Consider the following 15,678-nt stretch of genomic DNA (forward strand, 5'->3'; position numbering starts at 1 on the left):
CACCCTTGTAGACCGTCCTGCCCACCCCCATATTGGGGCGACTGACGCGTGAAGGAATCCAACTTGAGCGAACTTCTCAACCGCCGCCTGGCCCTGCTCGGCAAGCGCGAACACCTCTCCCTGCTAGAGCATTGCCTGCATGGCATCGAGCGCGAATGCCTGCGTGTCACCAGTGAGGGACGCCTGGCGCAAACCCCGCACCCCGAAGCCCTGGGCGCCGCGTTGACCCATGAGCAGATCACCACCGACTACTCGGAATCGCTGCTGGAGTTCATTACACCAGCCCTGCCCAACCCGGCCGATACCCTGAGCAGCCTGGACAAGATCCATCGCTTCGCTTATTCCAAGCTCGGCAGCGAATACCTGTGGAGCCCCTCGATGCCGTGCCCGTTGCCGGCCGAGGAAGATATTCCGATTGCCTACTACGGCACCTCCAATATCGGCCAGCTCAAGTATGTGTACCGCAAGGGCCTGGCCTTGCGTTACGGCAAGACCATGCAATGCATCGCCGGGATTCACTACAACTTCTCGTTGCCGGAACAGCTGTGGCCACTGCTCAAGGAAACCGAAGGTTTTGTTGGCACCGACCGCGACTACCAGTCCGACGCCTATATCGCGCTGATCCGTAACTTCCGCCGCTACAGCTGGCTGCTGATGTACCTGTTCGGCGCCTCGCCGGCCCTGGACGCCGGCTTCCTGCGCGGGCGCTCGCACCAGTTGGAAGTGCTGGATGCCGACACCCTGTACCTGCCGTACGCCACCAGCCTGCGCATGAGCGACCTGGGTTACCAGAGCAACGCCCAGGCCGGCCTGACGCCGTGCTACAACGACCTCGCCAGCTACACCGACAGCCTGCGCAAGGCAGTCGCAACGCCCTACGCGCCCTACGTCGAAATCGGCACCCACAAGGACGGTGAATGGGTTCAGCTCAACACCAACATCCTGCAGATCGAAAACGAGTACTACTCCAACATCCGCCCCAAGCGCGTGACCTACACCGGCGAGCGGCCGATCCAGGCCCTGATGGCGCGCGGCATCCAGTACATCGAAGTGCGTTGCCTGGACATCAACCCGTTCCTGCCGATGGGCATCGACCTGCCGGAGTCGCGCTTCCTCGACGCCTTCCTGTTGTATTGCGCGCTGAACGACAGCCCGTTGTTCGCCAACAACGAGTGCGGCAACGCCACCTCCAACTTCCTCAGCGTGGTCAAGGAAGGCCGCCGCCCCGGCCTGCAATTGCAGCGCAAGGGCCAGGCCGTGGACATGAAGGAATGGGCCACCGAGTTGCTGGAGCAGATCGCGCCCCTGGCAGCCCTGCTTGATGAAAGCCACGGCATCACCGAGCACAGCCAGGCGCTGGACGCTCAGTTGGCCAAGGTCAACGACCCGTCGCTGACCCCCTCGGCCCAAGTGCTGGCGGCGATGGCCGAACGCAAGGAAAGCTTCGCGCAGTTCTCCCTGCACCAAAGCGAGGTGCATGCCGAGCATTTCCGCCAGGAGCCACTGCCAGCTGCTGAGCAGGCGCGCTTTGAAGAGCTGGCGCGCACGTCGCTGGCACAACAGGCGGAACTGGAGCAGAACGAAGTGGGCGACTTTGATGTGTTTGTCGGGTCGTACCAGGCGAGCATCCTCGCCATCAGCAACTAAGAACCTACTCGGTCCCCTGTGGCAGGGGGCTTGCCCTAATGCCAGCGTAAATCGCCTTCTGTAGGAGCGAGGGGGACGCCTAGTTCTTGCTCGCGAAAAACTCACAGGCGCCGCGTTCATTCAGGACACGCGCGTTATCGTTGAGGTTTTTCGCGAGCAAGAACTAGGCGTCCCCCTCGCTCCTACAAAAAAGCCTTAACTGACTGGCATTCGGGCTTGCCCCCTCCCACATTTGCCTTCTTCAATCTCAAGATCAGCCTCAACTTTTCTCCACATAAGCTAATTCGAAAATGTTATTTATTTTCGGATTCTTAGATCATTTAGTCTCCTCACATGCCGACCCTCGGCCGCTTGATTGAGGAGCTTCCCCTTGAAACTGCTTACCCCTCTGCGCCTCTTGGCGGCGTTGTCCCTGGCCGGTGCCAGCCTGTTTGCCCAGGCGGCGGATGTGACCATCGCCTACCAGACCACCGTGGACCCGGCCAAAGTCGCCCAGGCCGACGGTGCTTATGAAAAAGCCACCCACGCCAAGATCGACTGGCGCAAATTCGACAATGGCGCCGATATCATCGCCGCCATCGCCTCCGGCGATGTGCAAATCGGCTACCTCGGTTCCAGCCCACTGACCGCTGCGATCACCCGCAAAGTGCCAGTGGAAACCTTCCTCGTCGCCACCCAGATCGGCGGTGCCGAAGCCCTGGTGGCGCGCAACGGTTCCGGGATCAACGGCCCCCAGGACCTGATCGGCAAGAAAGTCGCGGTACCGTTCGTATCCACCGGCCACTACAGCCTGTTGGCCGCGCTGAAGCATTGGAATATCGACCCGTCGAAAGTCACCATCCTCAACCTCGCACCACCGGCAATCATCGCCGCCTGGAAGCGCGGTGATATCGACGCCACCTACGTGTGGGACCCAGCCCTGGGCGTAGCCAAGGAAAACGGCAAGGTGCTGATCACCTCCGGCGAACTGGCCAAGTTCGGTGCGCCCACCTTCGATGCGTGGATCGTGCGTAAGGACTTTGCCGAGAAACACCCGGAAATCGTCAGCGCGTTCGCCAAAGTCACGCTCGATGCCTACGCCGAGTACCGCAAAGACCCACAAGCCTGGCTGGCCGACAAAGGCAACGTCGACAAGCTGGTGAAACTCTCCGGCGCCAAGGCCAGCGACATCCCGTTGCTGCTGCAAGGCAACGTCTACCCGCTGGCCGCTGACCAGGTGACCTTGCTGGGCGCACCGACCACCAAAGCGGTGACCGACACCGCCGCGTTCCTCAAGGAACAAGGCAAGGTCGAGGCCGTGCTGCCGGACTACGCCCCTTACGTCAGCGCCAAGTTCATCACCCACTGATTCAAGGAGTTCATCGCGATGGCCTTGCTACAACTGGAGCGCATCAGCGCACAGTACCCAGGCGCCACAGAACCGGTACTGTCTGACATTTCACTGAACCTTGGGCCTCAGCAATTGCTGGTGGCCCTCGGCCCGTCCGGCAGTGGCAAGACTTCGCTGTTGAACCTGATCGCCGGCTTTGTCGAACCTTCTGCCGGGCGCATCACCCTCGATGGCATACCGGTCAAAGGCCCCAGCGCCGAACGCGGCGTGGTGTTCCAGGACGACGCCCTGCTGCCCTGGCAGGACGTGCTGGCCAACGTCGGTTTCGGCCTTGAGCTGGCCGGCGTGCCCAAGGCGCAACGCGAAGCCCGTGCGCGAGAAATGCTCGCGCTGGTGGACCTGGCCGGTTTTGACAGCCGCCGCATCTGGCAACTGTCAGGCGGGCAGAAACAGCGCGTGGGCCTGGCTCGCGCCCTGGCGGCAGATCCTCGCGTATTGCTGATGGACGAACCCTTCGGTGCCCTCGATGCCTTCACCCGCGAGCAGATGCAGGAGCTGTTGCTGCAAGTCTGGAAGCGCACGGCCAAGCCGACCTTCCTGATTACCCATGACATCGAAGAGGCCGTGTTCCTTGCCACCGACCTGATCCTGCTGGCGCCCAACCCAGGTCAGATCGTCGAGCGCCTGCACCTGGACTTCGGCCAGCGCTACGCGGCCGGTGAAGCGGCGCGTGCGATCAAGTCCGACCCACGCTTTATCGAAACCCGTGAACACGTGCTGGGCAAAGTGTTCTCGCAACGGCAGGTGTCCGCATGAGCAGCTACGAACTCCCCGCCACCGCTGCAAAACCGGTAGCGCACGTGGTTATCCCCGCGCGTCGCAGCTTGAGCACACGCTGGATCAGCCTGCTGACCATGGTCGCCTTGCTGGCGATCTGGTGGGCGGTGACCGCCACGGGCTTGATCGAACCGCTGTTCCTGCCGCCGCCATCCGCCGTGCTGCAAAAGGGCTGGTTGCTGGCGACCTCCGGCTACATGGATTCCACTCTGTGGCAGCACCTGGGCGCGAGCCTCAGCCGTATCGGCCTGGGCTTGGGCTTTGCGGTGTTGACCGCCGTCCCCGTGGGTATTGCCATCGGTTCCAACCGCATTGCCCGCGGCATTCTCGACCCGCTGATCGAGTTCTACCGGCCGATTCCGCCCCTGGCCTACCTGCCGTTGATCGTGATCTGGTGTGGTATCGGCGAGCTGTCCAAGGTGTTGCTGATTTACCTGGCGATCTTTGCGCCGATCGCCATCGCCACCGCCACCGGTGTGCGCACCGTCGACCCGGCCAAGCTGCGCGCCGCGCAGTCATTGGGCGCCACCCGCGCGCAGTTGATCCGCCATGTGATCCTGCCCAGCGCGCTGCCGGACATTCTCACCGGTGTGCGCATTGGTTTAGGGGTGGGCTGGTCGACCCTGGTCGCCGCCGAGTTGATCGCCGCCACCAGCGGCCTGGGTTTCATGGTGCAGTCAGCGGCGCAATTCCTGGTCACCGATGTGGTGGTGCTTGGCATTCTGGTGATCGCACTGATCGCCTTCGCCATGGAAATGGGCCTGCGCGCCCTGCAGCGTAAATTAGTGCCATGGCACGGCCAGGCACATTAAGTGAGAACAGCATGAGCAGCCTGACCGTTACCCCATTGAGCACCGCCCTGGGCGCCCAGATCAGTGGCGTGGATATCACCCAACCGCTGAACATCGAACAACGCGACGCCATCGAACAGGCGTTGCTCACCCACTCCGTGCTGTTCTTCCGCGACCAGCCGATCACGCCGCAGCAACAGGCGCGGTTTGCGGCGAATTTCGGCGACCTGCACATCCACCCGATCTACCCCAACGTGCCGGAACAGCCCGAAGTGCTGATCCTCGACACCGCCGTCACCGACGTACGCGACAATGCCGTATGGCACACCGACGTGACCTTCCTGCCCACCCCTGCCCTCGGCGCGGTGTTGAGTGCCAAGCAGCTGCCCGCGTTTGGTGGCGACACGTTGTGGGCCAGTGGCATTGCCGCGTACGAGGCGTTGTCGGAGCCGTTGAAAGCGCTGCTCAACGAACTGACGGCAACCCATGACTTCATCAAGTCCTTCCCGCTGGAGCGCTTCGGCAACACCGCCGAAGACCTGGCGCGTTGGGAAGAAACCCGCAAGAAGAACCCACCGCTGTCACACCCTGTGGTGCGCACGCATCCGGTGAGTGGGCGCAAGTCGCTGTTCGTCAGTGAGGGGTTCACCACCAGGATCAATGAGCTTGAGCCTGCTGAAAGCGAGGCGATCCTCAAGCTGTTGTTCGCCCATGCGACCCGCCCGGAGTTCACCATTCGCTGGCGCTGGCAGGAAAATGACGTGGCGTTCTGGGATAACCGCGTAACCCAGCATTACGCGGTGGATGACTACCGGCCGCAACGGCGGGTGATGCATCGGGCGACGATTCTTGGGGATGTGCCGTTCTAGTCGCCACACTGAAAATCAAATGAGGGAGGGGGCTTGCCCCCTCCCTCATTGACCCAGTGCAGCCGGGTTATTCAGCGCTGGATGGCTTTTCCCACAAGTTGATCCCGCCTTCCTGCGCAAACCGATCGATCTCCGCCAGTTCCTCGGAGGTGAAGCTCAAGTTCTTCAACGCCCCGACGTTCTCGATGATCTGCTCCGGCCGGCTTGCACCGATCAGCGCGCTGGTCACCCGAGGGTCACGCAAGGTCCAGGCCAGCGCCAGTTGCGCCAGGCTTTGGCCACGGCGCTGGGCGATTTCGTTCAGTGCACGTACGTGGGCGATGTTGGTTTCAGACAGGTGCTTGGCCTGCAACGAACCGCCACCCGGACGGTTGACCCGGGCGTCGGCCGGCACGCCGTTGAGGTACTTGTCGGTGAGCAGGCCCTGGGCCAGCGGCGTGAATGCGATCACCCCGGCGCCGAGTTCTTCGGTGGTGTCCAGCAGGTCTTTTTCCACCCAGCGGTTAAGCAGGTTATAGGCCGGTTGGTGGATCAGCAGCGGCACTTTCCACTCTTTGAGCAGGGTGGCGATTTCGCGGGTTTTCACACCGGAGTAAGAAGAGATACCGATGTACAGCGCCTTGCCCTGTTGCACGGCGGTGGCGAGGGCGCTGGCGGTTTCTTCCAGGGGGGTGTCGGCGTCGAAGCGGTGGGAGTAGAAAATATCCACGTAGTCGACGCCCAGGCGTTGCAGGCTCTGGTCCAGGCTTGCCAGCACATATTTGCGCGAGCCGCCGCCCTGGCCGTAAGGGCCCGGCCACATGTCCCAACCGGCTTTGCTGGAGATGATCAATTCGTCGCGGTAGTGCTTGAAGTCTTCGCGCAGCAAACGGCCGAAGTTGATCTCGGCGCTGCCGTAGGGCGGGCCGTAGTTGTTGGCCAGGTCGAAGTGGTTGATCCCAAGGTCGAACGCGGTGCGCAACAGGGCGCGTTGTGTGTCGATCGGGGTGCTGTCGCCAAAGTTGTGCCACAGGCCCAGGGACAGTGCCGGCAGCACCAGTCCACTGCGGCCTACGCGGCGATACGGGATAGATTCATAGCGGTTTTCGGCAGCAATGTAAGTCATCGAATCCTCTCTTGGACGTAGGCAAATAAGGCCTGGGAATAACGATATTCCCAGGCCTTTTAACCAGCTGAATCGCTTAAGTCTGCCTTTCCGTTTTACAGCAATTGCCTACCAGAGGGGAACGACATAGCTGACATAGAAGCGGTTTTCGTCCTGCACCGTGGCGCCGGTAATGTCCGGGCTGGCGTGCGCGTTTTTCCACGTGACACCAAGGCCCTTGAGGGTCCCGGTCGGCACTTGATAGGCCACGGCCACGTTACGTTCCCATTCGCTGGTGGTGCCTTGGGCAGTGCGGATGTCATCGCCGTGGGCATAGGCAGCGGAGAACGTCAGGCCGTTGAGGCCAAGCTTGCCGAAGTCATATTTGTATTGCGCCAGCCAGGTGCGCTCACCCGCGTGCTGGAATTTGTTCAACTGCATGTTGGTCAACGCCGGAGTGTCGGCACCCGAGCCAGGCCCTTGACGGTTATCGCCGCTGTTCAGGCCGGAATCCAGGTATGGGAAGTCGCTGTCGCCACTGTTTTTCTGGATGCCCAGGCCGACGGTGTGGCCCTCCAGGCTGTAGCTTTCCAGCAGGCTGACGGTGGACTGGTTGATGCGCCCCTTGGTGCTGCCATCGCCATATAAACCGGCGCCGGCAAAGTCTTTGTCGCCATCGGCGTTACCGCCTACCCCCAGGCTGCGGAACACGCGTACATCGGTGTCGATCGCACCGACTGACAAGGCGTCATGGCGCTTGGCGCCGAGGAAGAACTGCTGGTAGTAATCCTCAAGGTTGGAGTACCACAAGCTGACAGTGGTGTTCTGTATGCCGCTGTAGTCCGCACCGCCGAACAGGAAGCGGTCACTTTCTTTGGTCCCGCCAGCGGTGATCATGCCCTGGTCGCCGGTTTCGTTGCGGATCTTGGTCTTGAAAATATCGCCGCCGGTGAAGGTAAAGTCACTGAGGTCCTTGGACACCAGTTGCACACCGGTGTTGGTCTGCTGGTACAGGCGCCCGTCGGTGTTGGCCAGCACCGGGTTGTTGCCGTACAGCGTGCCAACGCGCAACTCATCCTTGGCAAAGCGCATCTTGAAGGTCGGGCTGAGCACACCGAATTGGTCGGCGGACTTGCCGTTGTCCAGCGGGAACATGCTGCCAGGGTAGCGGCCCAGGTGGTCCTTGTCGTTGAGGTCGCCGCCGGAATCCAGCTTCAAGCCGTAGAACGCTTGCAGGTCCAAGCCAAAGCCAACCGGCCCCTCGGTGTAGCCCGATTTGAAGTTGAACTCGAACCCCTGGCCCCAATCCCGAATGCTGTGGGCCTTGGCATTGCTGCCAACCACGTCACGCCCCTGCTGGTTGAGGTAGCGGTTGAGCAGGGTCACGTCGGCGTGGCTGTCATCGATAAAATCGGCATGGGCAGACAGCATAAAGCTCGCCATGGCGGCTCCCACCACAGGGCTTAAAAACGTCTTCATGGGTACCGGTCTCCGTCACTGTTCTGAAATGAAAGCGTCAAACGCTTCACACAATTACGCAGTGGCCAGATGACAGTTACGCGTCAAAACGGCGCGCAGGCGGATGAAATTAAATTTAAGAAAGCCCGTGAATTCAGGGCCTTGCGCGGTTTTTTGTGGGAGGGGGCCAGCCCCCTCCCACAAACGGCTAGCGAACCAAGTGTAAAAACTGCAGGTGCCGCTCGTACTGGTCGAGGATGTCGTTGATGATCTGCTCCTTGGTGTAGCCCACCAGGTCGTAGTCCTGGCTGCCCTCGCTCAAGTGCACTTCCGCGCGGTAGTAGCGACGGTTGTTGATCTCTTTGGAACCCATGCCGCCACGGGCAAACGACGGCGTGAAGTAGCCGCGCATCTGCACCTGGTAGATGAACGGGTGCTCCTCGCCGTGGCCGATTTCCAGGCTGACGCTGTCGTTGGAAGGATCGGGCTGAGTCACGACCGAGAGCCCCTTCTCGACAAACACCGCTGTCACTTCTTCGATCGCCGGGCGCACGGTCGATTCGAGGAAGCGGTACACCTCGTCCCGCGATGGGAAGTGCACCGCCTGGCTCAGGCGCTGGCGCCAACCGCCCTTGCCTTTGCGCGAGGCCGACACCGGCGCCAGCGAATGCAACTGGGCGATGCGCTTTTGCGATTCGAGGTAGAAGGCCTTGTGCAGCCCCCACATCATCAGCAAGAGGATCAGCGAGAACGGCAATGAGGTCAGCACCACGGCCGACTTCAGCGAGTCGATGCTGCCGGCAAACAACAACGCACTGGTGACCAGCGCGGTCATGGCGCCCCAGAACACCCGCAGCCATTTCGGCCCGTCTTCATCGGCGTTGCCGCCCTTGGACGACAGGGTCGAGAGCACCACCGTGCCGGAGTCGGCCGACGTGACGAAGAACACGAAGCTGATAAACACCGTGACCGCGATGACGGTTTTGCTCCACGGGTAGGTTTCCAGCAGCAGGTAGAGGCTCATCGAGGGGTCATCGATGGCCGACTGACCGAGCGCGGTCATCCCGTGGTTGAGCACCTGGTCGATAGCGCTGTTGCCGAAAATCGACATCCACGCCAGGGTGAAACCCAGCGGGATCAGCAGCACGCCGAACACGAATTCGCGGATGGTCCGACCACGGGAAATCCGTGCGATAAACAGGCCCACGAACGGCGACCATGCGATCCACCAGGCCCAGTAGAACACCGTCCAGCCGCCCAGCCAGTCGCTCGGTTTGTCGTAGGCGTACACATCGAAACTCTTGGTCGGCAGCGCACCCAGGTAATCACCGATGTTCTGGATCAGGGTGTTGAGCAAGTGCTGGGTGGGGCCGGCAAACAACACGAACAGCAGCAGCGCGCAGGCCAGCAGCATGTTGATGTCGGACATCACCCGCACACCCTTGTCGACGCCGGCCACGGCGACGAGGATCGCCGCGCCCATCATCAAGGTGATCAAGCCGACCTGGATCCACTGCGTGTGGGCAACCCCGAACAGGTAGTCGAGCCCGGAGTTGAGGTGCAGCACGCCAAAGCCCATGTCGGCACCCAGGCCAAACACCGTGGCGATGATGCCGAAGCCGTCCACCGCATAGCCGATAGGGCCATTGATGCGTTTGCCGATCAGCGGGTACAGCGCCGAGCGCAGGGCCAGCGGCAGGTTATGCCGGTAGGCGAAGTACGCCAGGGCCATGCCGACAAAGGCAAACACCCCCCAACCATGCAGGCCCCAGTGCAGGAAGAGAATCTGCATGGCCTGGCGCGCGGCATCGGCATTCATCGCTTCGCCCTGGGGCGGTTGCACCAGGTGGGTCAGCGGCTCAGAAACGCAGAAGAAAAACAGCGTGATGCTGATGCCGGCGGCGAACAGCATGCCGGCCCAGGACAGGTAACTGAATTCGGGCTCGTCGTGGTCGGCACCGAGTTTTATCTTGCCGTAGCCCGATAACGCGGTGACCACCACGAAGACCAGATACAGGGTCATCGCCAGCATGTAGTACCAGCCGACCGTATTGGCCGCCCAGTTTTGCGCCGCCAGCAGCCAGGCACCAGCCTGTTGCGGGATAGCGATGACAGTGATGCCGAACAGCAGGATGAAGGTCGCGGCAAAGTAGAAGACGGGCGCATTCATGCGCACCAGGCCGCTGGCTGGGGTGGACGATGCACTCATGAACGATGCACCCCGAGGGTGAAGGATGTGGCTGTGAATAACGGACTCAGCAAAGGTAAGCCTCCTGTTGTGAGCGGGCAGCGAACCACCGGTTTAACTTGAACGAGCATTCAAGTTAAACATGGATAGGCAGCCTGGGACTAATCGCAGGGCCGAGTGGTAGGGGATTCCTACATCAGCTCAAGGATTGGTATGACGGGTGGGAGAGGCAAATCGTTCAGCCCTTGCTGACTGAAATACGGCTCAACTTTGCAATGCAGTCACAAAATGTGGGAGGGGGCTTGCCCCCGATGGCAGTGGTTCAGTCAATGCATCTGTGACTGACACACCGCCATCGGGGGCAAGCCCCCTCCCACAGGGTTGTGTGTGATTTTCAAGACCGGCGCTATTTCTGCGCCCCATCATCATGCTGCAAATTCGCCTGCGTAATATTCGCCCCCGCCGGCACACTGCGGGTCAGCCATACGTTGCCGCCAATGGTCGAACCCTTGCCGATGGTGATCCGCCCGAGGATCGTCGCCCCGGCATAGATCACCACGTCATCCTCGACAATCGGATGGCGCGGATGGCCCTTCTGCAACTGCCCATCTTCATCTGCCGGGAAACGCTTGGCGCCAAGGGTCACGGCCTGGTAGATGCGCACCCGCTCACCGATGATCGCGGTTTCGCCGATCACCACGCCGGTCCCATGGTCGATAAAGAAGCTTGGGCCAATCTGCGCGCCGGGGTGAATGTCGATGCCCGTGGCCGAGTGGGCGATTTCCGCGCTGATCCGCGCCAAAAGCGGCAGGCCGGCCCGGTACAGATGGTGCGCCAGGCGATGGTGAATCACCGCGAGGATCCCCGGATAGCACAGCAGCACTTCGTCCACGCTGCGCGCGGCAGGGTCGCCGTGGTAAGCGGCCAGCACGTCGGTGTCGAGCAGGCTGCGCAGGGACGGCAAGGCCAGGGCGAAGTCCTGGATCAGGCGGATGGCAAGGGCGTCGACGTCGCTGTCGTCCTGGCCGCTTTGCCGGGCGGCATAGCGCAGTTCCAGGCGCGCCTGAGCGAGCAAGGCGTTGAGGGCAACATCGAGGGTATGCCCGACGTAGAAATCTTCACTCTCTTCACGCAGGTCCACCGGCCCCAGGCGCATCGGGAACAGCGCACCACACAGCGCTTCGAGAATCTGCGCCACGGCTTCGCGCGAGGGCAGCTCACGCCCACCGTGCTCGCCGCTCAAACGGCCATTGCGCGCACGCCACTGGTCACGGGCGCCGCGCAGTTGGCTGACGATGGTCTGTAATTGCCAATGACTGGAACGCTCACTCACGGTATTCACTCCTGACGAAATGGCCATCACTTTACGGTATGCACCCCGGCCGCCCTTAAGAACCAATGGTGTGATGCTAAGAACCTTCCGGCATATGCGATTGACGGTTGCCCGATGAAAAGTGCCTGCCTATAGTCCCTCCATCACTTAGCAACCGTGCGTAGCCATGATCAAACAACAGCTCGACCGCTTTAACCGTCTGGAACTGCTGGGCGGTGCCACCGCCCTGGAAAAACTCGAGCGGCTGTCGACCTGGCTGGGACGCGATATCTACGTCAAACGCGATGACACCACGCCGCTGGCCATGGGCGGCAACAAGCTGCGCAAACTCGAATACCTGGCCGCCGATGCCCTCGCCCAGGGGGCCGACACCCTGGTGACCGCTGGCGCCATCCAATCCAACCACGTACGCCAGACCGCCGCGCTCGCCGCCAAGCTCGGCCTGGGCTGCGTCGCCCTGCTGGAAAACCCCACCGGCACCGAAGACCCCAACTACCTGGGCAACGGCAACCGCCTGCTGCTGGAGCTGTTCGACGCCAAGGTCGAGTTGGTGGAGAACCTCGACAACGTCGACGAGCAACTCAACGCCCTCGCCGACCGCCTGCGCAGCAACGGCAAGAAGCCTTACCTCGTCCCCATCGGCGGCTCCAATGCACTCGGCGCCCTGGGCTACGTGCGCGCCGGCCTGGAACTGGCCGGGCAGATCGAGGCCAGCGGGATCGAGTTTGCCGCCGTGGTGCTGGCCTCCGGCAGCGCCGGTACCCACAGCGGCCTGGCACTGGCCTTGAGCGAAGTGCTGCCGAAGTTGCCGGTAATCGGCGTTACGGTGTCGCGCACCGAGGAAGCGCAGTTGCCGAAAGTGCAGGGCCTGGCCGAACGCACGGCCGAGTTGCTCGGCGTGGACATCCCCGACGCGTTCAAGGTGATTCTGTGGGACGAATATTTCGGCCCTCGTTATGGCGAACCGAACGCCGGCACCCTTTCGGCGGTCAAGCTATTGGCAAGCCAGGAAGGCCTGCTGCTGGACCCGGTCTACACTGGCAAGGCCATGGCCGGCTTGCTGGACGGTATCGGGCGCCAGCGCTTTGAAGATGGCCCGATTATTTTCCTGCATACCGGCGGGGCACCGGCGTTGTTTGCCTATGACTCGGTTTTCAGCTGAATAAACGCGGGCTGAATATGGGAGGGGGCTTGCCCTAATGCCGTTCAGTTAAGGCTTTTTTGTAGGAGCGAGCTTGCTCGCGAAGAACTTACAGGCGCCGCGTTCATTCAGGAAACACGCGTTATCGTTGACGTTTTTCGCGAGCAAGCTCGCTCCTACAGAAGGCGATGTACGCTTAACTGAAGGGGGTGTCAGAAATTTTGTGTTCGGGCATAACATGAGTAAGAGGTGCATGTATGCCAACCAAAAAGAAACCCGCGTTGCGAGAGCTGCCGAAAATCCCGAAAGAGCTGCTCGAGCAATTCACCGATGGACCGATGACCGCTGAAGCTATCGAGGACGCGTCTGCGGCGTTCAAGAAGGCTTTGATCGAGCGAGCGCTGAGTGCAGAGCTAGGTCACCACTTGGGCTATCCGCCGGGCGCGCAGCGCCCAGAGGATGAAACCAACCAGCGCAATGGCAAAAGCGGCAAGACGGTTCTAACCGGCGACGGTCCGCTCCGACTGGATATTCCCCGCGACCGGGACGGCAGTTTTTCGCCCATTTTGATCCCCAAGCACGAACGCCGCTACACCGGTTTCGACGACAAGATCATCGCCATGTATGCCCGTGGAATGACGGTCAGAGAGATCCGAGCGTTTCTTTCCGAGCAGTACGGTACTGACGTTTCTCCCGACTTCATCAGCTCTGTAACCGACGAGGTCATGGCAGAGATCGGTGCATGGCAACAGCGGCCTTTGGAGCCGATGTATCCGGTTATTTTCTTCGATGCTCTACGGGTCAAAATTCGCGAAGAGGGGCTGGTTCGCAACAAGGCGATTTACTTGGCCCTGGGCGTTTTGCCTGACGGAACACGCGATATTCTCGGCATCTGGGTAGAAAATACCGAGGGCGCCAAGTTCTGGATGAAAGTTTTCAACGACCTCAAGACACGCGGCGTCGAAGACGTGTTGATTGCTGTGACCGATGGACTGAAAGGCATGCCAGAGGCTCTCAACGCCGTATTTCCAGACACGACACTGCAAACATGCATTGTTCATCTGATCCGCAACAGTCTTGATTACGCGGCCTGGGACAAGCGTCGCGAACTGGCCAAGGCGCTCAAACCGATCTATCAGGCGGTGACCGCCGAAGCGGCCGAGCAGGCGCTGGATGCGTTTGAAAGCGGGCCATGGGGCAAGCAGTATCCGACGGTAGTGGCTGCCTGGCGCCGCGCTTGGGATCGTGTGATCCCATTTTTCGTGTTCCCGCCGGCGATTCGAAAAGTGATCTACACGACCAACGCCATTGAGAGCATCAACGCTCAGTTGCGCAAGATCATCAAGACCCGAGGTCACTTCCCGACCGACGATGCGGCGACAAAACTGATCTGGCTTGGACTGCGCAATATCACCGCAAACTGGGGCTCCGCGGCCCATGACTGGAAAAGTGCGATGAATCAATTTGCGATTCTGTACGGAGATCGATTTATCAGGCCAACCTGGTAAAGCATGGCCTGCCTGACGGCAGGCCGTTACCGGCCCGCACACAAAATATCTGACAGTCCCGGCATTCAGAAATCCAACGCCTAAAAAGCACCCCGCCGCCGCCCTGTAGGAGTTGCCGAAGGCTGCGATCTTTTGATCTTCAGATTTCGCCCCCTATGCAAGTCCGGCTGCCCATCCAAATCTGCCTGCACACCTACCCGTTACAATTTCACTTCAGCATGAAGTTGACGACCTCCTCCAGCTACCTATAATGCACCCCAACACACCCGCCAAGCCTAGGTTGACCCAGTCAGCAAGCTCAAATCGTGCGGGTTTTTTTTGCCTGGAGAAAACTACATGAGGCCCTTCGATAAGCCGGCCCTCAGCGTAGAACAGCAATTGGAACTGCTAAAGCAACGAGGCCTGCACGTCGCCAACGACGATCGGGCCATGCGTTTTCTCGAAGTGGTCACGCTGTTTCGCCTGAGCCCCTATATGCGCCCCTTCCAGGAGCCAGACCCTGAACACACCTTCAAGCCCGGCAGCACCCTGAAAGCAGTTGTCGATATCTACCGCTTCGATGGTTCGTTGCGACGCATAACCATGGATGCCATCGAACGTGTCGAAGTCGCCATACGAGCGACTATAAGCAATCACATGTGCCCTAAATATGGGCCTGACTGGATAGCTGACGCGTCAGTCTTCTCCTCGTCATACGCGCATCTCGAGTTGTTGCGCCCCCTGCGGGAGCAATTGAATAAAGAGCGCAACAAACTCAGACGTGATATTGAGCGCATAAAAAACGGTCGACAGGCCGATGGGCTCCAGCAACAGCGGATCGAAAACCGCATGCGCGATAACTACTTCCGATACTACGGAGCGACCTATGCCCACCCTGAGCTGCCGCCCGCTTGGGCGATCCTGGAAGAACTCAGCCTTGGGACGGTATCTACCCTCTTCAGTGCCATAGGCAGAAGTGCCGATAAGAAAGCTATCGCCGCCAGATTCAATCTGCCCTTCGATGTATTGGCCTCCTGGCTACATACTCTGACTTTCATTCGAAATTGCTGCGCCCATCACTCACGGCTATGGAACCGAGAGCTCTCGATTCGACCAGCCTTACCCAATGAATGGGTCATCCAAAATGCACCTGCCAACCGGCCTCAGCCCAAGCAGCGGCTATACATCGTATTGACGATACTGGCCTATCTAACCGACTTGATCAGTCCAGACAGCCAATGGAAGCTTCGTCTGGCCGAAATCATGGATCAGCAGGAACTGGGTTATTTGAGACTCATGGGATTTCCAAATGACTGGAAAAATCAGCAGCAATGGTGTTTGGAATAAGGAAGCCAGAAACTGCAGGTATCGTCTTGACTATCCCCCCAACCTAAAAATCCGAAAATAAATCCGTCCCCTTTTCACTGCGGGCGGCAGCATTGAAGGCCTCCAGCGTAATTTGGTCGTAATTTTGGGACAGACCACGCTAAATTAGTCGTGAACTGTCCCCGAT

At 60.3% G+C, this 15,678-nt stretch carries 12 protein-coding genes; 8 read left to right on the top strand and 4 right to left on the bottom strand.

Going from position 1 to position 15,678, the window contains the following annotated elements:
• Positions 1–63: 63 nt before the first annotated feature.
• The 5 genes from gshA to tauD all read left to right on the top strand — a co-directional run bounded on the left by gshA (position 64) and on the right by tauD (position 5,474).
• On the top strand, positions 64–1,647 hold the full coding sequence (gshA, locus tag A7317_RS01205; RefSeq protein ID WP_069075036.1) for a glutamate--cysteine ligase: 1,584 nt from the start codon (positions 64–66) through the stop codon (positions 1,645–1,647).
• Between the two features lie 370 nt (positions 1,648–2,017).
• Positions 2,018–2,995, top strand: a complete 978-nt coding sequence (tauA, locus tag A7317_RS01210; RefSeq protein WP_024072796.1) for a taurine ABC transporter substrate-binding protein — start codon at positions 2,018–2,020, stop codon at positions 2,993–2,995.
• An 18-nt stretch (positions 2,996–3,013) separates the two neighbouring features.
• Entirely contained in the window at positions 3,014–3,793 is a 780-nt protein-coding gene (gene tauB, locus A7317_RS01215; protein ID WP_069075037.1) for a taurine ABC transporter ATP-binding subunit, read from the top strand.
• The gene (gene tauC / locus A7317_RS01220) at positions 3,790–4,626 is read left to right on the top strand and encodes a taurine ABC transporter permease TauC (protein ID WP_069075038.1); all 837 of its coding nucleotides are present in this window, start codon (positions 3,790–3,792) and stop codon (positions 4,624–4,626) included. Before tauB ends, tauC begins: the two co-directional genes overlap by 4 nt.
• 11 nt (positions 4,627–4,637) lie before the next feature.
• Positions 4,638–5,474 (top strand): taurine dioxygenase, encoded by an 837-nt coding sequence (gene tauD, locus A7317_RS01225; RefSeq protein WP_069075039.1) that lies wholly within the window; start codon positions 4,638–4,640, stop codon positions 5,472–5,474.
• Positions 5,475–5,541: 67 nt separating this feature from the next.
• Here the strand turns inward: tauD and mgrA are convergent, their stop codons facing one another.
• The 4 genes from mgrA to epsC form a co-directional block, all read right to left on the bottom strand.
• Complete coding sequence (gene mgrA / locus A7317_RS01230) at positions 5,542–6,579, bottom strand: L-glyceraldehyde 3-phosphate reductase (RefSeq protein ID WP_069075040.1); 1,038 nt, start codon at positions 6,577–6,579, stop codon at positions 5,542–5,544.
• Between the two features lie 108 nt (positions 6,580–6,687).
• Positions 6,688–8,037, bottom strand: a complete 1,350-nt coding sequence (locus tag A7317_RS01235) for an OprD family outer membrane porin (RefSeq protein ID WP_069075041.1) — start codon at positions 8,035–8,037, stop codon at positions 6,688–6,690.
• Between the two features lie 187 nt (positions 8,038–8,224).
• The gene (gene betT / locus A7317_RS01240) at positions 8,225–10,186 is read right to left on the bottom strand and encodes a choline transporter BetT (RefSeq protein WP_172831369.1); all 1,962 of its coding nucleotides are present in this window, start codon (positions 10,184–10,186) and stop codon (positions 8,225–8,227) included.
• 424 nt (positions 10,187–10,610) lie between these two features.
• Positions 10,611–11,537: a serine O-acetyltransferase EpsC gene (gene epsC, locus A7317_RS01245; RefSeq protein WP_041160815.1), complete on the bottom strand. Its 927-nt coding sequence runs from the start codon at positions 11,535–11,537 to the stop codon at positions 10,611–10,613.
• A gap of 166 nt (positions 11,538–11,703) precedes the next feature.
• On the opposite strand from epsC, the gene A7317_RS01250 reads away from it, so the two are divergent.
• The 3 genes from A7317_RS01250 to A7317_RS01260 all read left to right on the top strand — a co-directional run bounded on the left by A7317_RS01250 (position 11,704) and on the right by A7317_RS01260 (position 15,512).
• A complete protein-coding gene (locus tag A7317_RS01250) occupies positions 11,704–12,699 on the top strand; it encodes a D-cysteine desulfhydrase (RefSeq protein WP_024072788.1) in 996 nt (331 codons plus the stop codon).
• A gap of 236 nt (positions 12,700–12,935) precedes the next feature.
• Positions 12,936–14,186, top strand: a complete 1,251-nt coding sequence (locus A7317_RS01255) for an IS256 family transposase (RefSeq protein WP_069074985.1) — start codon at positions 12,936–12,938, stop codon at positions 14,184–14,186.
• A gap of 336 nt (positions 14,187–14,522) precedes the next feature.
• Complete coding sequence (locus A7317_RS01260) at positions 14,523–15,512, top strand: Abi family protein (protein WP_069075042.1); 990 nt, start codon at positions 14,523–14,525, stop codon at positions 15,510–15,512.
• The last annotated feature ends 166 nt before the right edge of the window (positions 15,513–15,678 follow it).

This window comes from Pseudomonas fluorescens (assembly GCF_001708445.1).
Lineage (GTDB): Bacteria > Pseudomonadota > Gammaproteobacteria > Pseudomonadales > Pseudomonadaceae > Aquipseudomonas > Aquipseudomonas gorinensis.